At 69.1% G+C, this 21,341-nt stretch carries 15 protein-coding genes and 1 pseudogene; 5 read left to right on the top strand and 11 right to left on the bottom strand.

Annotated elements, in window-relative coordinates:
- The first annotated feature begins 5 nt into the window (after positions 1-5).
- Together BH708_RS01985 and BH708_RS01980 are read left to right on the top strand one after the other, a co-directional pair.
- Positions 6-1,439, top strand: coding sequence for a sulfatase-like hydrolase/transferase (locus BH708_RS01985; protein ID WP_076806199.1), 1,434 nt, complete (start codon positions 6-8; stop codon positions 1,437-1,439).
- Positions 1,440-1,551: 112 nt separating this feature from the next.
- Positions 1,552-2,559 (top strand): annotated as a pseudogene (locus tag BH708_RS01980) (IS481 family transposase).
- A 254-nt stretch (positions 2,560-2,813) separates the two neighbouring features.
- Here BH708_RS01980 and BH708_RS01975 read toward each other — a convergent pair.
- Positions 2,814-3,767, bottom strand: coding sequence for a LysR family transcriptional regulator (locus BH708_RS01975; RefSeq protein ID WP_076806197.1), 954 nt, complete (start codon positions 3,765-3,767; stop codon positions 2,814-2,816).
- 98 nt (positions 3,768-3,865) lie between these two features.
- Between BH708_RS01975 and BH708_RS01970 the strand changes: the two genes are divergently transcribed.
- Both BH708_RS01970 and BH708_RS01965 read left to right on the top strand, forming a co-directional pair.
- A complete protein-coding gene (locus tag BH708_RS01970) occupies positions 3,866-5,227 on the top strand; it encodes an MFS transporter (protein ID WP_076806195.1) in 1,362 nt (453 codons plus the stop codon).
- Between the two features lie 47 nt (positions 5,228-5,274).
- Positions 5,275-7,524, top strand: coding sequence for an arylsulfatase (locus tag BH708_RS01965; protein WP_076806193.1), 2,250 nt, complete (start codon positions 5,275-5,277; stop codon positions 7,522-7,524).
- Here BH708_RS01965 and BH708_RS01960 read toward each other — a convergent pair.
- On the bottom strand, positions 7,472-7,780 hold the full coding sequence (locus tag BH708_RS01960; protein ID WP_076806192.1) for a hypothetical protein: 309 nt from the start codon (positions 7,778-7,780) through the stop codon (positions 7,472-7,474). The genes BH708_RS01965 and BH708_RS01960 overlap by 53 nt on opposite strands.
- 35 nt (positions 7,781-7,815) lie before the next feature.
- On the opposite strand from BH708_RS01960, the gene BH708_RS01955 reads away from it, so the two are divergent.
- The gene (locus BH708_RS01955; RefSeq protein WP_083713195.1) at positions 7,816-8,565 is read left to right on the top strand and encodes a site-specific integrase; all 750 of its coding nucleotides are present in this window, start codon (positions 7,816-7,818) and stop codon (positions 8,563-8,565) included.
- Between the two features lie 204 nt (positions 8,566-8,769).
- On the opposite strand, the gene pyk is transcribed toward BH708_RS01955, so the two are convergent.
- From pyk to BH708_RS01910, 9 genes are all read right to left on the bottom strand, one after another.
- Entirely contained in the window at positions 8,770-10,245 is a 1,476-nt protein-coding gene (pyk, locus tag BH708_RS01950; protein ID WP_076806188.1) for a pyruvate kinase, read from the bottom strand.
- Positions 10,246-10,347: 102 nt separating this feature from the next.
- Positions 10,348-11,826, bottom strand: coding sequence for a glutamate synthase subunit beta (locus BH708_RS01945; protein WP_076806186.1), 1,479 nt, complete (start codon positions 11,824-11,826; stop codon positions 10,348-10,350).
- Complete coding sequence (gene gltB / locus BH708_RS01940; RefSeq protein WP_076806184.1) at positions 11,819-16,399, bottom strand: glutamate synthase large subunit; 4,581 nt, start codon at positions 16,397-16,399, stop codon at positions 11,819-11,821. Before gltB ends, BH708_RS01945 begins: the two co-directional genes overlap by 8 nt.
- A gap of 115 nt (positions 16,400-16,514) precedes the next feature.
- Entirely contained in the window at positions 16,515-17,444 is a 930-nt protein-coding gene (gene lgt / locus BH708_RS01935) for a prolipoprotein diacylglyceryl transferase (RefSeq protein WP_076806182.1), read from the bottom strand.
- A 55-nt stretch (positions 17,445-17,499) separates the two neighbouring features.
- On the bottom strand, positions 17,500-18,333 hold the full coding sequence (gene trpA / locus BH708_RS01930) for a tryptophan synthase subunit alpha (protein WP_076806180.1): 834 nt from the start codon (positions 18,331-18,333) through the stop codon (positions 17,500-17,502).
- Positions 18,330-19,673 carry a tryptophan synthase subunit beta gene (trpB, locus tag BH708_RS01925; protein WP_076806178.1) on the bottom strand — a complete coding sequence of 448 codons (1,344 nt, stop codon included), beginning with the start codon at positions 19,671-19,673 and terminating at the stop codon, positions 18,330-18,332. The genes trpA and trpB overlap by 4 nt, the downstream gene beginning before the upstream one ends.
- On the bottom strand, positions 19,670-20,503 hold the full coding sequence (trpC, locus tag BH708_RS01920; protein WP_076806177.1) for an indole-3-glycerol phosphate synthase TrpC: 834 nt from the start codon (positions 20,501-20,503) through the stop codon (positions 19,670-19,672). Before trpC ends, trpB begins: the two co-directional genes overlap by 4 nt.
- Before the next feature lie 58 nt (positions 20,504-20,561).
- A complete protein-coding gene (locus BH708_RS01915) occupies positions 20,562-21,029 on the bottom strand; it encodes a DUF2752 domain-containing protein (RefSeq protein WP_076806175.1) in 468 nt (155 codons plus the stop codon).
- Entirely contained in the window at positions 21,026-21,274 is a 249-nt protein-coding gene (locus tag BH708_RS01910) for an HGxxPAAW family protein (protein WP_076806173.1), read from the bottom strand. Before BH708_RS01910 ends, BH708_RS01915 begins: the two co-directional genes overlap by 4 nt.
- Between the last annotated feature and the right edge of the window lie 67 nt (positions 21,275-21,341).

Raw genomic sequence — 21,341 nt, 5'->3', positions numbered from 1 at the left:
ACCCCATGACCCGCCCGAACATCCTTCTGATCAGCACCGACCAGCAGCGCTACGACGCCCTCGGTGCCGCCAGCAATCCACACATCCACACCCCGCACCTGGACCGCTTGGCCGCCCAGGGCACCCGATTCGAGAACTGTTACACCCAGTCGCCGGTGTGCGCGCCCTCCCGCGGCAGTCTGATGACGGGGAGGTATCCGCGCCACCACGGCCTGTGGGCCAACGGCGTGGACATGGATCCGGACACGGAGCTGTTCACCACGGTCCTGGCCAACGAGGGGTACGACTGCGGACTCGCCGGGAAGTTCCATCTCGGCTCCGCCTTCGCCGGCAGGATCGAGCCGCGGCTGAACGACGGTTTCCGGATCTTCCGCTGGGCGCACGACCCCTATGTGCGCTCCCCCGCGAACGAGTACCACAACTGGCTGCGGCGCACCCACCCGGATCTGTACCGCGACGCCGTCGTAGAACGGCAACGGTCGATCGACGCGCTCCCCCAGGAAGCGCACTACAGCCGCTGGATCGCGGAGGAAACGATCGAGTTCCTCGCGCACACCCGCGACAAGGACAAGCCGTTCTGCTTCATCGCGAACTTCTTCGATCCCCATCACGGCTTCGAGGCCCCCGAACGGTTCCGCGAGATGTACGACGCGCAGTCGCTGCCCCGGCCAGTCACCATCGAGGGCGAGCTGGAGACGAAGCCGGCAATCTACCAACAGGAGTCGGCGAAGTCGTACGCCGGGCACATGCCGGGATTCGACGACTACAGCCCGGAGCAGCTACAGGAAATCATCGCTCAGTACTACGCCATGGTCTCCCTGGTGGACGAGGAGGTGGGGCGGATCCTCGGGGCGCTGGACAGCGAGGGGCTCGCCGAGGACACGCTCGTGATCTTTACCAGCGACCATGGCGAGATGCTGGGCGACCACCGCATGCTGCTCAAAGGGCCGATGATGTTTGACTGCTCGGTGAAGGTGCCTCTGATTGTGCGTCGGCCCGGGACCGTCCCCGCCGGCCAGGTGCGCGGGGAGCTCGTAGAATGGATCGACCTCACCAGCACGACCCTGGCCGCCGCGGGGTCCCGTGGACTTCCCCACGCTGAAGGCCGGGACCTGGGGCCGCTGTGGCGGGGCGAGGACTGGGAGGACCGTGGCTGGGTCCTCTCGGAATACCGGGACGGATGCTGGGCTTACGACCCGCCGGTGTTCACCACTATGGTGCGGCGCGGGAGCTGGAAGATCGTGGTGCACCATGGCCGTCCCGCGACCGACCGCGACCGCACCGGCGAGCTGTACGACCTGGCCGCCGACCCCGATGAGCTAGACAACCTCTGGGATGTTCCCGCGCAGCAGGAGCAGCGCACAAAGATGATGGGCGTCGTGCTGGATGTGCTCGCAGCCACTGAGGATCGCTCTCGCGAGCGCCTAGCGCCCTTCTAAATGTTGCGGGTCATGACGTTGTAGACAGCGGGGTGGGGATGAAGGAACGGGTCCCTGACCTGCACGATGGGTGGTGCTGAAGCCATTCATCTGCTGGGAGGAGACCCGTTCCGTGACCCACCGTAATGCCCCGCTGACCGTGCTCGGAAGGCAGCGCGCCGTCGCCCAGGTCCTCGAGCGTGGCCGGCCGATCGCGCACGTCGCCGCCGAGTTCCACATCGCCCGCGCGACGCTCTCGACGTGGGTCGGTCGCTACCGAGCTGCCGGTGCGGCCGGGCTGGAGGACCGCTCCAGCGCCCCGGCGAACCGGCCATCGCGTCTGCCCGCGGAAGTAGTGGAGCTGATCGAGCACTGGCGGCGCAAGAAGAAGTGGTCTGCCCGCCGCATCGCCCGCGAGCTCATCGACGGGCACCACGTCCGCTGCAGTGTCCGGACGGCGACGCGGTGGCTGGACCGGCTCGGTCTGAACCGGATTCACAACATCACCCCGGACGGGGAGAATCTGCGCCGACCAGGGAAGATCACCCCCGCTATCCCGAGCACATGATCCACATGGACGTGAAGAAGGTCGGGAAGATCCCCGACGGCGGCGGCTGGCGGGTCCATGGCCACGGCAGTACGAGGGCTCTGGCCAGCAGGCGATCCCACGACCAGAAAGTCGGCTACACCTACTTCCACGCCGTGGAGGACGGGTTCTCGCGCCTGGCCTACACCGAGGCGCTCGAGGACGAGACCGCCGCGACGACGATCGCGTTCTTCCACCGCGCTGGTGTTCTTCGCCGAGCATGGGATCACGCGGATCTCTCGCCTGGTCACGGACAACGGCAGCAACTACACCGCTAAGGCGTTCCGCCGTTCGACCTGTGCGTTTATCGGCCGGCACCAGCGCACCCGGATCTATACGCCCCGCCACAACGGGAAGATCGAGCGCTACCAGCGGCTGATGACCGACGAGTGTCTATACGCCCGCGCTTACGACTCCGAGAGCGAGAGACGAGAAGCGATCGGCGTCTGGACCCATCACTATGACTACCATCGCCCACACACCGCCTGCGGCGATCAGCCACCGGCCTCACGCCTCCACGCCAACGTCGATAACGTCATGACCAGCTACATCTAGTCCGATGCCTCCCGCAGGGCGCGGCGCACCCCTCCCGCGAGGACTCCTGGATCCTCACCCCGTGTCGAAGTCATCGACGTACCTCTCGCATTTTTGCGGTTCCTCGCGATTGATCCGATTGTCTTGATTCGGATGTAGACCCTTCGATTCTCGCCGCACTGGAGAGCAGCGTATGCATGCGATAGCTGAGGGATTACGGGGCCCATGTCGTCGCCCAGCCTCGCCAGGTGGAACCTGTCTCCGGAGACACCGCGTCACGTCGAGCGAGGGTGCCATACCGTCCGCCCTGCGGTCAGCGCCGGCGCCTCCGCCTGCAGGAGCTCCGCGAAAGCGGACACCGCGGCGTCGGGAGAGCGTTGACTACGCCGGTAGACCCTAATTTCCCGTAGCCAGAGTGGCTCGGGCAGATCCATTGCAGTCAGCTCGTCGCTGATGGTCACGCGTGCCGCTAGGGCTCCCAGCAGGCCGACGCCGAGGCCCTCCCGAACGAGTGCCATGACTGTCGTCGGTTGCACGACAGTGATCACTTCTTCAGGCTCAACACCTATGCGGTCCAAGCGATCCCGGTAGTCCTCCCATCCGCCAAGAGGATCTCCGCTAACAATGACTGTCGCCCCCTCGATGATCGAGGGATCCGCAACACCACTGTGCACTGGTCGACGGTCCCGGCGAGTGATCATCTGGATACGTTCGTAGAACAGTTGCTCGGAAGGTACGTTGTGGTGCCGTTGCGGAACGTCTGCCGTCCGCACGGCGAGATCGACCTCCCCAGAGGCAACCAGATCTTCGAGCGCGGTCGGATCTGCTTCCCGCAACTTCACCTCGACTCCGGGGTACAACGCCCGAAACCGGCGGATCAGCGGGGCGATGAAGACGGCCATCGCTCCCGGGTAGCCACCAACGCGGACCCTGCCTTGCATCGTCGAGCTCATCGCGCTCACCGCGTCATCGCCATCGTGCAGATCGCTGAGCGCTGCAGTCGCGTGCGGCAGGTAGGCCGATCCCGCCGCTGTCAACTCCACCCGGCGAGAGCCGCGGACAAGCAATGCGGCACCGAGGTGGTTCTCCAGCGCAGCCACATGCGCGCTCACCCGCGGCTGTGCACGGTTCAGCGCCGCAGCCGCGGCCGTGAAAGTGCCCTGCTCGACCACAGCGACGAAGGAAGCGATCCAGGTGAGCGACGGCGGCTGACGTGACGACTGCGGCATACGCCAAGCATATGGGAAATAGCCGCAAATAGCATTGGACGTATGCGGTCTACGTCCCTACTGTCGAGATCATCCCTGCTCATCGACCTAGGAACTCCATGACGACGACGTCTCAGATCTCCTTCGACTCCGGTGCTCTCACCAGCGGACAACGACGCATTGCACTCACCGCCATCGGCGGGTACTTCGTCGACGGATACGACCTGCTCATCCTCGGAGGGGCCCTGCTCGCGATCCGTCCGGAATTCGACCTCACCCCCGGGCAAGTCGGCCTGCTCACTGCGGCCGCTTTCATCGGTATGGCAGTGGGATCGCCGATCTCCGGACCGCTCACGGACCGCTTCGGACGCAAGCCAATCTTCTTTACTTCGATGCTCCTGTTCGTCGTGGGTTCCCTGCTCACCATCGCGGTTCCCTCCCTCGCACCCCTGATCCTCCTGCGCTTCGTCGTGGGCCTGGCGATCGGCGCCGACATGCCGCCGTCCGCAGCGCTCGTCGCGGAATTCATCCCCCGCCAACGCCGAGGCACCTTCACCGGGATGGGTGGAGTCGCCTGGATGCTCGGCGGGGTTCTGGCCATCGTGGTGACCCTGGCGATATACCTCATCGCCGGGAACGAAGACCACTGGCGATGGGTGCTCGCGACGGGAGCAATCCCCGCCCTCATACTGCTCTTCCTGAGGCATAAGACACCCGAATCTCCGTACTGGCTCGAAGCGCGCGGCCGTCACGAGGACGCCATGGCGGCCTGGAAGTACGCCCGCGGCACGGAGGCAAGCTCCGCTCCCACACACCGCCCAGTTTCCACCTACGCACCTGCGCGGCTGAGCGTCCTGTTCCGGCGTCCCTTCATCTGGCTGCTGCTCTGCATGGCCGTCTACTGGGGATTCAACAACCTCTACGGCTCAGCGATCCTGCTCTACCAGCCGACTCTGATCACTCGGATCGTTAGTCCGCAGGCGTACACGGCCCTGTTGTTCACCGGGGCGTCGACGCTAGTGGCGGCTGCCGTCGGCACCGCAGTTTGCCTCTGGCTGATTGAATCCGTCGGCCGACGGATCGTTGCGCTCAGCTGCCTCGGCATGCTCATCCTCGCCTGCTTGAGCATGTACTGGGGAATCGCCGTCGTTCCATTGGTGCTGATCGCTTTTGGTGTCGCGATCGCTGTGATCAACGGAGGCACCTCGATCGCCTTCTACGCATGGGCACCTGAACTCTTCCCAGCCTCGATCCGTGGGCGCGCGATCGGGATCGTGAACATGATCGGGAAACTGGGGAGCGTCCTCGGCACGCTCGCCCTGCCCACTCTCTACGACGCCATCGGCCACGGGATCTTCACCGTGATCGCTGTGGCTGCGCTCATCAACTTCGCCGTCGTCTTTGTACTCGCACCGGAGACCAAGGGGCGCAGCCTCGACGATCTCGCCCGGGGCGCGACTCGATTCAGCTCCAGCACATAAGTCCTCGTGCTCGCGAGCCTTCTCGTCCCTCGTCAGAAAGGAACCCCATGTCCGAGCATCCAATCGCAGGCCGGGCTACCGTCGGCACCACCTATCGAGATAGCGAGCCCTGGTGGCCTGAGGCGGCCCGCCCAGCCGCGGAGTCGCCCGACGTCATCATGATTGTCCTGGACGACGTCGGTTTCGGAAGCCTGGGATGCTTCGGTTCCGAGATCGCAACCCCGACCATGGATGGCCTGGCCGCATCCGGGCTCACTTACACAAACTTCCATGTCACACCGCTGTGCTCGCCAACTCGTGCCAGTCTCCTCACGGGGCGCAATCACCATGCAGTGGGCATGTCCATGCTCTCGAACGCTGATAGCGGCTACCCCGGAAAACGCGGCGCAGTGTCACCACGTGCTGCCATGGTCCAGGAACTGCTTCGTGACCGTGGCTACAACACCGCCGCCTTCGGGAAATGGCATCTAACCCCGATGGATCAGACCTCCAGCGCCGGGCCGTATGACCAGTGGCCACTGGGGCGCGGCTTCGACCAGCACTATGGCTTTCTCGAGGGGTTGACCGACCACTTCTTTCCCGAGCTCGTCCAGGACAATCATCGGGTCGACCCACCGGCATCGCCGGAGGAGGGCTACCACCTCACCGATGATCTCGTCGATCACCTGATCGACTACATCTCAGATCACAAGTCCGTGGCACCTCATAAGCCCTACTTCGCGTACCTCGCCCTCGGGGCAGCCCACTGTCCACACCAGTCGCACGCCGAATACCTCGACCGCGTGCGCGGACGCTACGAAGAAGGGTGGGATGTCGTTCGCGAACGGCGGCTGCAACGCCAGATCGAGCTTGGCATCGTGCCCGAGGGAACCGCTCTGGCTCCGCGAAACGACGGGGTACAGCCTTGGGACGATCTCTCCCCCGATGAGCAGCGAGTCATGGCGCGACTGCAGGAGGCCTTCGCCGCGATGCTCGAGCATACCGACGACCAGCTGGAACGGCTGATCGCACACCTGGAGCACTTGGGTGTCCACGACAACACCCTCATCCTGCTGATGTCGGACAACGGTGCAAGCCAGGAAGGGGGGCCAGACGGTACGACCAACACCATCGCCTATGAAAACGGCGACCCGGTGCAACTCGAGGACGCGCTGGCACAGATCGAAGATATCGGTACCTGGCGTTGCCACAGCAACTATCCGTGGGGCTGGGCCCAGGTCGGGAACACTCCATTGAAGAGGTACAAGCAGAACGTACACGCCGGTGGAGTCCGGGCCCCGCTGATCGTGTCCTGGCCGCGCAGGCTGGCGGAAGTCGCAGGCGAACGGCGAAACCAGTTCCACGATGTCATCGACATCGCTCCTACGATCCTCGATGTCGTGGGCATCGAGCCACCCGAAGAACATCGCGGCGTTCCCCAGCTCCCCGTGCACGGAGTGTCCATGCAGTACTCCTTCGTCGACGGGACGGCACCGACCTCACATCCCACGCAGTACTTCGAAATGTACGGCCACCGGGCCATCGTCCATGAGGGCTGGAAGGCGGTCGCGTACCACGAGAGACATACTTCCTACTCAGCGGACCGGTGGGAGTTGTACAACTTGGCCGAAGACTTCTCTGAATGCCATGACCTCGCAGCCGAACGCCCGGAGATCCTGCATGAGCTCATCGGTCGCTGGTGGTCCGAGGCGGATCGGCACGGAGTTTTCCCGCTCGATGACCGCAATTTCGCGGAACGAGCGGCTAAGTACCACAGCGCCGCCTCCCCACGCCGCCGGAATCACTTCGTCCTGCATCGTGGAGTCGGGCGAATCCCCGCTGGCGTGACACCGTTGATCTACGACCGTTCCCACCGCATCGAAGCCACGGTCGACACGGCCGGGAATGACGAAGGAGTGCTGATCAGCCAGGGTGACGTCAACGGTGGCTATGTTCTGTGGCTGGCCGATCGTGAGCTCCACTATGAATACAACCATCAGGGCACACGGCGGCATGCCGCCGGCCCCGCCATTCTTGATAATGGTCGGCACCTGCTCGCGATGCACTTCACTCGAACTGGAACCCTTCAGGGCGCCGTCGAGCTGCGCGTCGACGGCATGCCGGTGGGAGGCGTCCATCTTCCCTCGACAGCGCGCTACATGCTGTCATGGCAGGGATTGGAGATTGGACGTGATGCACTCTCTCCCGTCAGTGATCGTTATCCCCGGCCTTTCCCGTTCACCGGTCAGCTCGAGAAGGTCGAGCTCACCTTGGCTGACGACGGGGGCGATGGCACTTACCACGAGGTGATCGACTGATCCGGGCGGCCAGCCGCGTGAGATCTTCCAGAACCCTCTCGTCCGAGGCGTCTCGCGAGACGCTGCGTACGCTGTCCGGCGACCAGTCCTGCACCGCCGCTGCGGTGTCGAAGTCGTCGACGTCTACCTCCATGCCGTCGGGGAGCGTGACCGTGGCGCGAGCTCGAAGATTGGAGCCCTGGTCGCTGGTGTCGATCTCGAGCTCGTCGTAGCCGACCTGCTCCGAGTCGAAGAGGCTCTTGCTCCACCCGCTCATGCCGATCTCGATCGCGTTCTTGCCGAACGAGCGGCGTGCTTGCTGGCATCCTCGATCGAGCTGTGCGGGCCCGGAAGATCGTTGCGAACCCGGCCCGGGACGAGTCACTGGAGCTGCCACGGAAGAAGAAGGCGGCGTCGCGCTATCTGACTCATGGCGAGGTGGATGCGATCTCTCGAGCTGCGGGCAAGATTTCGGGCCAGTACGAAGTGCTGGTGCTCGTACTGGCGTACTGCGGGCTGCGGTGGGGTGAGGCGACCGAGCTGCGGGCGTCGGACATCGATCTGTCCCGAGGTCGCATCTCGGTGACGAGGTCGGTGGCGATCACCAACAAGGGGTTCGTCGTCGACACCACGAAGTCCGAGGAGTTCCGGTCGGTCCCGGCGCCGAGGTTCCTCGTCGACGCGATCGGGAAGCATCTGGCGGACAACAAGCTCCGCGGCAACGACATGCTGTTCGTTTCGAAGGCCCAGAAGCATCTTCGGCAGCCGGCAAGGGATGCGGACGGCAAGCGTTGGTGGGAGTCCACGCTCGACTCGGCCGAGGTCGACTATCTCCGGATCCACGATCTGCGGCACACTGCTGCTTCCCTCGCGGTCCAGTCAGGTGCCTCGGTCAAGGCCGTCCAGCGGATGCTCGGCCATCGTTCGGCGGCGCTGACGCTCGACACCTATGCCGATCTGTTCGACACGGACCTCGATACCGTATCCGAGCGCATCGGGGAGGCGCGGGAGAAGTTCCTGGCTGCGCAGAAGCCGCGTCGAGCTGCTCGTGGCGGGCGCTGAGGCCGCCGTCGCGTGAGCACATTTTGAGCACAGACTTCCGTTATCCCACGCCTAGCTACGAGATCCATCGTGAATCCGCAACTCGGCTCTGACCAGGTAATACGTGGTCACACGGCCATGTAGGGCGGGTTCGAGTCCCGCATCCGGCACCACCACGGCGCCCACGGCCTGCAGGCCGTGGGCGCCGTCGTACGCCTCCGGGTGTCAGGCCTGCGCCTGCGGGCCGGCGGCGATGTTGTCCGCCTCGATGCGGGCGGACTCGGTCCCGTCGAGGTCACCGATGCGGTGCACGCGCAGCGTGTTGGTCGAGCCGTGGACGCCGGGGGGCGAGCCGGCCGCCACGACGACCAGATCGTTCTTCTGCAATCCCTTGTGCTCGCGCAGCAGGTCGTCGACCTCGGCGACCATCGCGTCGGAGTCCTTCTGCATGGGCACCAGGTGCGCCTCGGTGCCCCAGGTCAGCGACAGCTGGCGCGCGACCTCCGGGTAGGGCGTCATGGCCAGCAGCGGGATGGAGGGCCGCAGGCGCGACAGGCGGCGCGCGGTGTCGCCCGACTCGGTGAAGGTCACCAGGTACTGCGCGGAGAGCTGGTCGCCGATCTCGGCGGCCGCGCGGGTGATCGCCCCGCCGCGGGTGTGGGGGATGGTGCCCAGCGGGAGGATCCGGTCGGCGCCGTTCTCCTCGGTGTTGGTGATGATGCGGGCCATCGTGCGGACCGCCTCGAAGGGGTACTTGCCCACGCTGGTCTCGCCCGAGAGCATGACCGCGTCGGCGCCGTCGAGGATCGCGTTGGCGCAGTCCGACGCCTCGGCGCGGGTGGGGCGCGGGCTCTCGATCATCGACTCGAGCACCTGAGTGGCGACGATGACCGGCTTGGCATTGCGGCGGGCGAGCTCGATGGCGCGCTTCTGCACCAGCGGGACCTGCTCCAGCGGCAGCTCGACGCCGAGGTCGCCGCGAGCGACCATGATGCCGTCGAAGGCGCCGACGATGGACCGCAGCGCGCGCACGGCCTGCGGCTTCTCGATCTTCGCGATGACGGGGACCCGGCGGCCCTCCTCCTGCATGATGCGCAGGACCTGGTCCATGTCGTGGGCGTCGCGCACGAAGGACAGGGCGATCACGTCGGCCCCGAGCGCGAGGCCCCAGCGCAGATCGTCGACGTCCTTCTCGCTCATGGCGGGCACCGACACGGCGACGCCGGGGAGGTTGATGCCCTTGTTGTTCGAGACCGGGCCGGGCACCTCGACGACGGTCCGGACCTCGGTGTCGGAGACATCGGTGACGCGGACGGAGACCTTGCCGTCGTCGATCAGCAGGACGTCGCCGGGGCGGCAGTCGCCCGGCAGGCCCTTGAACGTGGTCGAGACCCGCTCCCGGGTGCCGACGATGTCGTCCGTGGTGATCACGAAGGTGTCGCCGACCTCGAGCTGGTGCGGTCCGTCGGAGAAGGTGCCCAGGCGGATCTTCGGCCCCTGGAGGTCGACCAGCACGGCGACATTGCGACCGAGGTCCTCGGCGGCCCGGCGGATGTTCGCGTAGACCTGCTCGTGCTCGTCGTGCGAGCCGTGGCTGAGGTTCATCCTCGCCACGTTCATACCCGCCTCGATCAAGGTCCGGATCTGTTCGTACGTGTTGGTCGCCGGACCCAGTGTGCAGACGATCTTCGCTTTTCGCATGTCAACCCATCAGTAGTTCGAGTAAGGGCCGCAGCCTTCCGGCGGGCACCACGAAGCGCACTGCCGGACGGGCCGCAGCATCGCGTGGTCGCCCCTAGTCTTTCACACCGTGACGGGCTTCTCCCCGGGGCGCACCGGCGCCGGCAGGGAGCTGGAGCCCATCAGATGGCGGTCGACGGCGGCGGCGCAGGCGCGGCCCTCGGCGATCGCCCACACGATCAGGCTCTGACCTCGGGCGCAGTCGCCCGCGGTGAACACGTCGGAGGCGGTCGTGGTCCACTGCTGATCGTGCGCGATGGTGCCACGGGCGGTGAGCTCCACCCCGAGATCCGCCAGCAGGCCGTCCTCGCGGGCGCCGGCGAAGCCCATCGCGATCAGCACGAGCGTGGCCGGCAGGACGGTCCCGGTGCCGGGGGCGGGCCGTCGGTCGCCGTCCCGGTACTCGGTGCGGGAGACCTTCAACCCGCTCACCGCGCCGTCCGCGTCCACCTCGAACCCGGTGGTCGAGGCCAGGAAGGAGCGATCGCCGCCTTCCTCGTGGGCGGCGGAGACCTCGAACAGCAGCGGATGGGTCGGCCAGGGCTGGGACTCGTCCCGTTCCGCGGGCGGCTGCGTGCCGATCGCGAGGGTGGTGACGGAGCGGGCGCCCTGCCGCAGGGCGGTGCCCAGGCAGTCCGCGCCCGTGTCGCCGCCGCCGATGATCACCACGTCCTTGCCCTCGGCCGAGAGGGGATCGGCGATCCAGTCCCCCTCCACCAGCCGGTTCGCCTGGGTCAGGTACTCCATGGCCGGGTGGATGCCGGTGGCCCCGCGGCCGGGGACCGTCAGCTCCCGCGGGGCGTCTGCCCCGGTCGCCAGGACCACCGCGTCGAAGCGGGAGCGGAGCTCGGCGACGGACAGCGCGTCCGGCCCCGTGCCGCCGACGTCGACCCCGGTGCGGAAGCGGGTGCCCTCCGCGCGCAGCTGCTGCAGACGGCGGTCCACGTGGCGCTTCTCGAGCTTGAACTCGGGGATCCCGTAGCGCAGCAGGCCGCCGAGGCGATCCTCCCGTTCGAGGACGACCACGGTGTGCCCGGCCCGGGTGAGCTGCTGGGCGGCTGCCAGCCCGGCAGGACCGGAGCCGACGACGGCGACCGCGCGACCCGTCTGCCGGGAGGGCTCCACGGGCTGGACCCAGCCCTCGGCGAACGCACGGTCGATGATCGAGACCTCGATGTTCTTGATGGTGACCGGCGGCTGGTTGATGCCCAGCACGCAGCTGGACTCGCACGGTGCGGGGCAGGCGCGGCCGGTGAACTCCGGGAAGTTGTTGGTCGCGTGCAGGCGCTCGCTCGCCTCCCGCCAGTCCTCGCGGTAGACGAGGTCGTTCCATTCTGGGATCAGGTTGCCCAGCGGGCAGCCCTGGTGGCAGAACGGGATGCCGCAGTTCATGCAGCGTCCGGCCTGTCGGGAGACGACGTCGAGAGTGCCCTGCTCGCGGGCCTCGTACACCTCCCGCCAGTCCATCAGACGCACCGGCACGGGACGGCGCGCGGGCAGTTCGCGGTCGCGGTAGCGCAGGAATCCCCGGGGATCAGCCATGAGTGCTCTCCATGATCTCGTTCCAGACGTCGTTCGCATCGGGGTCGGTCCCCCGGGCCAGGGCGGCCTCGCGGATCCCCGTGATGGTCAGGAAGGCCCGCGGCGTGATCTGGGTGATCCGCTCGAGCAGCTCCTCGGGGTCCGCCAGCAGCGCTGCCGCCCGGTCCGAACCGGTGCGGCGGACGTGTTCGGCGACCGTCTCGAGCACGATGTCGCGATGCTCGGCCCGCAGCGGCGTGATCGCGAAGCTCGCCGCGTCCTGGGGGTTCAGCCTCGTCCCGTCGAGGTCGAGGACGAACAGCGTCCCGCCGCTCATGCCGGCGCCGAGGTTGATGCCGGTGCTCCCCAGCACGACCACCATCCCCCCGGTCATGTACTCCGCGCCGTGGTCGCCGATGCCCTCGACCACCAGGGTGGCCCCGGAGTTGCGCACCCCGAACCTCTCCCCCGCCGCACCGGCGAGGAAGAGCCGGCCGCTGGTCGCGCCGTAGGCGCAGGTGTTGCCGGCGATGGCCGCGGACGTCAGCGAGGGTCCGGTGCCGTTGCCGTGGCCGACCGCGATCACCCCGCCGCACAGCCCCTTGCCGACGTAGTCGTTGACATCGCCGGTGACGTGCAGGCTGATCCCCCGCGGGAGGAACGCGCCGAAGGACTGCCCGCCGGTCCCCGCCAGGTCCAGCACGATGGAGTCGTCGGCCAGACCGTCCCCGCCGGTGCGCCGGGTGACCTCGTGGCCGAGCAGGGTGCCGACGGATCTCTGGACATTGCGGATGGTGTCGCTCAGGCGGATCGACCCCTCGCCGGCGTCGATCACGCTCGCGGCGCGGGCGATCCAGGGGTGGTCGGCGGCCCGCTCCAGCTGATGGTCCTGTCCGCGACGTCGACGCGGGAAGTCCCCCTCGTGGACGGCGGGCGCCGTGAGGATCGCGGCGAGGTCCAGTCCCTCCCGCTTGGCGATGCCGAGGGCGGAGGCGGCGCGGGGATCATCGCGCAGAGCCAGCAGGTCGGTGCGGCCGACGGCCTCGTCCAGGGAGCGCAGGCCGAGCGCGGCGAGATGCTCGCGCACCTGCTGGGCGACGAACTGGAAGAACGTCACCACGTGCTCGGCGCGACCGGTGAAGCGCTCGCGCAGCTCCGGGTTCTGCGTCGCCACGCCGACGGGGCAGGTGTCCAGGTGGCACACCCGCATCATGACGCAGCCGGAGACCACCAGCGGGGCGGAGGCGAAGCCGTACTCCTCGGCGCCCAGCAGGGCGGCGATCACCACGTCGCGACCGGTCTTCATCTGCCCGTCGACCTGCACCGTGATCCGGTCCCGCAGACCGTTCAGCAGCAGCGTCTGCTGGGTCTCGGCCAGTCCCAGCTCCCAGGGGGTGCCGGCGTGCTTCAGCGAGTTCAGCGGGCTCGCCCCGGTGCCGCCGTCGTGCCCGGAGATGAGCACGACGTCGGCGTGGGACTTGGAGACGCCGGCCGCCACCGTGCCCACCCCGAAGCGGGAGACCAGCTTGACGTGGATGCGGGCCGCGGGGTTCGCGGACTTCGCGTCGTGGATCAGCTGGGCGAGGTCCTCGATCGAGTAGATGTCGTGGTGGGGCGGCGGGGAGATCAGGCCGATCCCGGGGGTGGAGTGCCGGGTGCGGGCGATCCACGGGTAGACCTTCTGCGGAGGCAGCTGGCCGCCCTCGCCGGGCTTGGCGCCCTGGGCGATCTTGATCTGGATGTCTCGGGCGTTGGTCAGGTATTCGCTGGTGACGCCGAAGCGGCCGGAGGCGATCTGCTTGATCGCGCTGCGCCGCTCGGGATCCCGCAGCCGCAGGGAGTCCTCCCCGCCCTCGCCGCTGTTGGACATCCCGCCCAGACGGTTCATGGCGATCGCGAGGGTCTCATGGGCCTCCTGGGAGATCGACCCGTAGCTCATGGCGCCGGTCATGAAGCGGCGGGTGATCTCCGCCGCCGGCTCGACCTCGTCGAGCGGCACGGCCTCGCGCTCGTCGCTGCGCAGCCGCAGCAGACCGCGGAGGGTCATCAGGTGCTCCTGCTGGGCGTCGACCTCGTCGGTGTAGCGACGGAACTCCTCGAACGCCCTCGTGCGCGTGGAGTGCTGCAGGCGGAACACGGCCTCGGGGGTGAACAGGTGCGGTTCGCCTTCGCGGCGCCACTGGTACTCCCCGCCCACGGGCAGGCTGCGGTGGGCGGGACGCTGGCCGTCGACGGGATAGGCCAGGGCGTGGCGGGCGGCGTTCTCGGAGGCGATGACCTCGAGAGTGATCCCGCCGATGCGGCTGACGGTCCCGGGGAACCAGGTCTCCACCAGCTCCTGGGACAGCCCCACGGCCTCGAAGGTCTGTGCGCCCCGGTAGGAGGCGACGGTCGCGATGCCCATCTTCGACATGATCTTCAGGACGCCCTTGCCCAGCGCCCGGATCAGGTTCGCGACCGCCTGGTCGGGGCGGAGGTCGCTGATCACGCCACGGCTGACGAGCTCCTCGACGCTCTCCATCGCGAGATAGGGGTTGATCGCGCTGGCGCCGTAACCGATCAGCAGCGCGGCGTGGTGGACCTCGCGGACGTCACCGGCCTCCACGATCAGCCCGGCGGCCGTGCGTCGGCCGGTGCGCACCAGATGGTGCTGGACCGCGCTGGTCAGCAGCAGAGAGGGGATCGGGGCGAGCACCTGGTTGGCGTCGCGGTCCGAGAGCACCAGGAAGGTGGCGCCCTCGTCGATCGCGGCGACCGCCTCCTCGCAGATCTCGCCCAGGCGCTGCTGAAGGGCGGCGGTGCCGCCGGCGACCGGGTAGAGGCCGCGCAGGCGCACCGTGTGGAAGTCGGCGGTGGCCGGGTGGGCGTCGACCGCGAGCAGGGTGGCCAGTTCGTCGTTGTCCAGGATCGGGAAGTCCAGGGCCAGCTGGCGGGTGTGCTCGGGGGTCGCCTCGAGCAGGTTGCGCGAACGTCCGATCGCGCTGCTCAGCGAGGTGACGATCTCCTCCCGCAGCGAGTCCAGGGGCGGGTTCGTCACCTGGGCGAACATCTGGGTGAAGTAGTCGAACAGCAGTCGGGGCCGGTCCGACAGGACGGCGATCGGAGTGTCCGTGCCCATCGCGCCGAGCGGTTCGGCACCCTTGGCGGCCATCGGGGCGAGCAGGATGTGCAGCTCCTCCTCGGTGTAGCCGAAGGTCTGCTGGCGGCGGACCACGGAGGAGCGCGAGTGGAGGATGTGCTCGCGTGCGGGCAGGTCCGACAGGTGCACCTTCTGCTCGCGCACCCAGGTGCCATAGGGGTGCTCGGCGGCGATCGCCTGCTTGACCTCGTCGCTGGGGACGAGCCGGCCCTGCTCGAGGTCGAGCAGGAAGATCTCGCCGGGGGCGACCCGTCCCGTGCGCACCAGGGAGCTGCGCGGGACGTCGACCAGCCCGGTCTCCGAACCCAGCACCACGAGGTCGTCGTCGGTGATCCAGTAGCGCAGCGGACGCAGCCCGTTGCGGTCCAGCCGCGCGCCGACCTGCGTCCCGTCGGTGAACACCACCGAGGCGGGCCCGTCCCACGGCTCCTGCAGCGCCGCGTGGTACTCGTAGAAGGCCCGCAGCTGCGGGTCCATCGAGGTGTCGTTCTCCCACGGCTCCGGGATGAGCATCATCAGGGCGTGCGCCAGGGAGCGCCCGGACAGGTGCAGCAGCTCGAGCGCCTCGTCGAGGCCGGCGGAATCGGAGGCACCGGGGGTGATCGCCGGCAGCAGGCGCTCGAAGTCCGCGCCGAAGGCGTCGGTGCGCATGCTGCCCTCGGCGGCGCGCAGGCGGTTGCGGTTGCCGATCACGGTGTTGATCTCACCGTTGTGGGCGAGGGTGCGGAAGGGGTGCGCGAGCGGCCAGGCCGGGAAGGTGTTGGTCGAGAACCGCGAGTGCACGATCGCGAGCTCGGAGGCGAAGCGGGGGTCGCGCAGGTCGGGGTAGAACTCGTCCAGCTGGGTCGGGGTGAGCATGCCCTTGTAGACCATCACCCGGGTGGACAGCGAGGGGAAGTAGGCGCTGGTGGCATGCTCGACCCGGCGACGGAGGGCGACGACGGCGCGTTCGAGCGCGAGCCCGGTGCGCTCGCCGGCCGCATCGGTGAGGAACACCTGCGCGATGTCGGGGCGGACGGCCTGGGCCGACGGGCCGACGAGACCGTCGACCGTGGGGACCTCCCGCAGGCCGAGGAGGCGCAGACCTTCCGCGGCGGCGACCTCCTCGAGGGCGCTCAGGACCGTCGCCCGTTCGCCCGCCTCGCGCGGGAGGAAGGCGAGGCCGGCCGCGTAGGCGCCGCGCGGCGGGAGGTCCACCCCGCTGACAGCGCGCAGGAAGGCATCGGGCAGCTGGACCATGATGCCGGTGCCGTCGCCGGTGGCCTCCTCGGCGCCGACGGCGCCGCGGTGCTCGAGATTGCGCAGCGCCGTCAGGGCGCTCACGACGACGTCGTGGCCGGGGCGCCCGCGGAGGGTGGCGATCATCGCCACGCCGCAGGAGTCGACCTCGGAGGCCGGGTGGTAGAGCCCCTGAGGGGCGGGCAGGCGGGAGAAGCGGGAGTCGAGAGGCAGCATGAGCGCGAGATCCTTCCGGATGGCGGCCGGTGGCGGGGACGTCGGATGTCGACGTGCCCGGGCCCCGGGCACGCTCCTCGTTCCGGCGAGCTCTCTCGCGCGGGGTGCTGTGTGCCTAGGGGCCGGGGGCAGGGTCCTCGCCCCGGGAAGGGGGCGTCCCGGACTTCTCGACCTCGTCCTCGTCGGGAGCGTTGCCGGCCGTCTGCGCGGACAGCTCGAAGGAGCCGTCGGCGGCGACGACCTCGCCCCCGCGGTGCTGCTTGCGCACGGTCAGGAGGATGAACACGGCGATCGCGGCCAGCGCCATGATGATGGCGACCAGGGTGTGGATCCGCAGCGGGCCGACCATCAGCACCGGCTCGGTGCGGATCGCGTCGATCCCGGCGCGGCCGATGGAGTAGATGCCGACGTAGGCCCAGAAGATGCGGCCGCCGGCGAGCTGGAAGCGACGGCTGATCAGCAGCAGGACGGCGAGGCCGGCGAGGTTCCACAGCTGCTCGTACAGGAAGGTGGGGTGGTAGGTTCCCGGCACGCATCCGCCGATGCTCTGACCGTTCGTCACGCAGGTGACGTCCCAGCCCCACCAGGCGTCGGTCTCGGGACCGTAGAGCTCCTGGTTGAACCAGTTGCCGAAGCGGCCCAGGATCTGGGCGGCCAGGATCGTGGGGCCGATGGTGTCCGCCAGGGCGATGAAGGACACCTTCTTCACGCGGGCCATGATCCACACCGCGAGGGCGCCGCCGGCGACGCCGCCGTAGATGGCCAGCCCTCCCTGCCAGATGTAGAACACGGCCAGCGGGTTCCCGTCGGGGCCGAAGAACGGCTCCGGGGAGGTCAGCACGTGCCAGATCCGGGAGCCCACGATGCCGGCGATCACGGCCACGAAGACGATGTCGAAGAGGTCGTCGCCGCTGCCGCCGCGGGACTCCCAGCGCTTGGTGGCCCACCACAGGGCCAGGGCGATGCCGGCGAGGATGCAGATCGCGTAGAAGTGGATCGTGAGCGGGCCCAGGGAGACCGAGGAGATGGGCGGGCTGGGGATCATCGCCGTGCTCTCCTTCTCGGGGTCGGGCCGGTCCTCGTGCGGTGCGGGCCGGGGGTCATCGGCGGGTGCGGGAGCGCTCCACGCCGGAGCGCAGGTCGTCGGCCACCGCGGCCAGGGCGGTGCGTGCCGCCGGGGCGTCGCCCTCGTGATCGAGCAGCGGGCGCACGAAGGCGGACCCGACGATCACTCCATCAGCGTACGCTCCCACCTGCGCGGCCTGTTCACCGTTCGAGACGCCCAGCCCGACGCAGACGTTCTCCGCGCCGGCCGCTCGAGTGCGCTGGACCAGGCCTTCGGTCGCCGCGGACACGCTGGCCCGGGTGCCGGTGACCCCCATGGTGGAGGCGGCGTAGACGAAGCCGCGTGTGTGCGAGACCACATGCGCGAGACGGTCCGGCGGGGAGCTCGGGGCGACCAGGAACACGCGGTCCACGGCGTGCTCCTCGCTGGCCGCGATCCAGTCCGCGCCCTCGTCGGGGATCAGGTCCGGGGTGATCACGCCGGCACCGCCCGCGGCAGCCAGGTCCCGGGCGAAGGCGTTCGGCCCGTAGGCGAGGACCGGGTTCCAGTAGGACATCACCAAGATCGCGGCGCCGCGGCCGGAGAGGGCCTCGACCGCCTCGAGCACGTGGCGGGTTCGCACGCCGCCGGCCAGGGCCGCGGAAGCGGCGCGCTGGATGACGGGGCCGTCCATGACGGGGTCGGAGTAGGGCAGGCCCAGCTCGATCATGTCGGCGCCGTGGTCGATGAGCACGCGAGCGGCCTCGATCGAGCCGTCGACGTCCGGATAGCCGACGGGCAGGTAGCCGATCAGGGCCGCGCGGTCCTCGGCGCGGGCGCGGTCGACGACGTCGGCCGCGCGCAGGCGGTGGGTGTCGGGGGCGGTCATCGCGTCTCCGTCGGGTCGGTGAGGTCACTGGTGGCGCGCGCGGCCTCGCGCAGCGCCTGGAGGTCGGCGCGGGCGGGGTCCTCCCCCACCAGGCCGAACCAGCGCGAGGCGGTGTCGACGTCCTTGTCCCCGCGGCCCGAGAGGCTCACCAGGATCACGGCGTCCTCGCCGAGCTCACGGCCCAGCTCGAGAGCGCCGGCCAGGGCATGCGCCGACTCGATCGCCGGCATGATGCCCTCGGTCATCGACAGCAGCGCGAAAGCCTCCATGGCGGCCCCGTCGTCCACGGCGCGGTACTCGGCGCGGCCGATGTCGGCGAGCCAGGCGTGCTCGGGGCCGACGCTGGGATAGTCCAGCCCGGCGGAGACCGAGTGCGAGGGAACGGTCTGGCCGTCCTCGTCCTGCATCACGAAGCTGCGGGCGCCGTGGAGGACGCCCGGGGAGCCGCCGCCGATGGTCGCGCTGTGGCGACCGGTCGCGACGCCGTCGCCGCCGGCCTCGCAGCCGACCAGACGCACCACCGGGTCGACGTCGTCGAGGAAGGCGTGGAAGATGCCCATCGCATTGGAGCCGCCGCCGACGCAGGCGACCACGGCATCGGGCAGGCGGCCGGCCACCTGGAGCGTCTGGGCGCGGGCCTCCTCGCCGATGATGCGGTGGAAGTCCCGGACCATCACCGGGAAGGGGTGGGGGCCGGCGACGGTGCCCAGCAGGTAGTGGGTGCTCTCCACGTTGGCGACCCAGTCCCGGAAGGCCTCGTTGATGGCGTCCTTGAGCGTGCGCGACCCCTGCGTCACGGGCACCACGTCGGCTCCCAGCAGGCGCATCCGGGCCACGTTCAGCGCCTGGCGCTCGGTGTCCTCCTCGCCCATGTAGATCGTGCAGTCCAGGCCGAACAGGGCGGCGGCCGTGGCGGTGGCGACCCCGTGCTGGCCGGCGCCGGTCTCCGCGATCACGCGGGTCTTGCCCATGCGCACCGTCAGCAGCGCCTGGCCCAGGACGTTGTTGATCTTGTGGCTGCCGGTGTGGTTGAGGTCCTCGCGCTTGAGCAGGATCCGGGCTCCGCCGGCGAGGCGGGAGAAGCGCGGAGCCTCCGAGAGCAGCGAGGGGCGCCCGGTGTACTCGCGCGCCAGGCGCTGCAGCTCGGCGACGAAGTCGGGGTCCAGCACGGCCTTCTCGTAGGTCTCCCGCAGCTCGTCGAGCGCGGGGACCAGGGCCTCGGGCAGGAACCGGCCGCCGAAGTCCCCGAAGTAGGGGCCCTCCTCGGAGCGCAGCTCGCCGTCGGGCCGGGCGAGGTCGGTGACCACGCGGCGGGGGTCCGGGAACTGGGGGGTGCTCATGCCTGAGCTCCTTCCGGATCGGGGCGGCCCCGACGGGCCACCTGACGGAACGCGGCGACGGAGCCGGCGGGATCCCCGGAGGTGACCAGGGCCTCGCCGACCAGCACCGCGTCGGCCCCGGCGGCGGCATAGGCCTCCACGTCCGCGATGGTCGACACCGCGGACTCGCCGATCGCGAGGGGGCCCGCCGGGATGCGACGCAGCAGGCCGGCGGCGCGGCCGAGGTCCACGTCGAGCGTCTTGAGGTTGCGGGCGTTGACGCCGATCACGTCGGCGCCCAGGGCGAGGGCCCGGTCCAGCTCCTGGTCGGTATGGGTCTCGACCAGCGCCGTCATGCCGAGCTCGGTGACCAGGTCGTGCAGCTCGCGCAGCGCGGGGTCCTCGAGGGCGGCGACGATCAGCAGCACCAGGTCGGCGCCGTGGGCGCGCGCCTCCAGCACCTGGTACGGCTCGACCACGAAGTCCTTGCGCAGCACCGGGGCGTCGACGCGCTCGCGCACGGCGTCGAGGTCAGCCAGCGAGCCGCGGAAGCGGCGCTGTTCGGTCAGGACGCTGATCGCGCTCGCGCCGCTGTCGGCGTAGATCCCGGCGAGGTCGGCGGGCTCCGGGATGTCTGCCAGCGCCCCCTTGGAGGGGCTCGAGCGCTTCACCTCGGCGATCAGGCCGAGGGTGGTGCCGTCCCCGGCCAGCGCCGCGCGGGCATCGCGGGCAGGGGCGGCGGCGCGGGCCAGGGCGGCGATCTCGGCCTCGGGGACGCGAGCTCGGCGGGGTTCGAGATCCTCGCGCACTCCGGCGATGATGGTATCGAGCACGGTGCCGGTGGTGGTCACGGATGCCTCCTGCAGCAGTGGGGGCGGCCGCGCGCGGCGGCCCGACGGGGTGGAGGGCTCAGGCGCCGACGTAGGAGATCGGAGCGAGGAACCAGAAGGCGGGGATGTTTCGCAGCACGGTGAACAGGATGATCGCGGCCAGCAGGGCGACGACCAGCGGGCGCGGCAGCGGCATGTGCGTCGGCCTGCCCTGGATGCGGTGGAGCGTCCACACCCCGAAGCTCAGGGCCGCCACCGGCAGCGCCGCCATGATCAGCGCATTGCTGCGAAGAGCGAGCAGCAGGTCGCCGGCGAGCAGGGCGTGGACGCCGCGGATCGCGCCGCATCCCGGGCAGTGCAGCCCGGTGAGGTGATAGACGACGCAGAGCGGGATGTCGGTACGGAACGGATCGAAGATCTGCTGGACCGTCACGGCGAGCGTGATGCCGCCGGCGACGATGACCAGGGGAAGCAGCGCTCTGCGCGGGCCGCGGGCGGGAGCGTCGTGCACGGCTGCGCCGCGCCGATCGCCCACGACCTGGGTCACCGCGCTTCGGCCTCGGAGGGTCGACGGCGGCGCTGGCCGAGTCCGGCCAGGGACAGGACGATGCCGAGCACGATCGCGGCGGCGATCACGCCGGCGCCGATCCAGACCAGCAGCATCATGGACAGGACCATGCCGAATCCGATGAAGACCGATCCGAGCACCACGCCGTAGTTGAGCGTGTAGGCGGCCACGGTCTTGCCCTCGTTGTGGGGCGGGGGCGGCGGCACGGCATAGGTCTTGGTCATGATCCTTCTCCAGTCAGGGTCCCGGTCGGGGCCATTGTGCCACGTCATCGGGGGCGTATCGGTGAGG

Origin of the sequence: Brachybacterium sp. P6-10-X1 (assembly GCF_001969445.1) — a bacterium.
GTDB lineage: Bacteria > Actinomycetota > Actinomycetes > Actinomycetales > Dermabacteraceae > Brachybacterium.
Note: the sequence above shows the minus strand (reverse complement) of the source record. Positions and strands in the feature narration are given on the sequence as shown.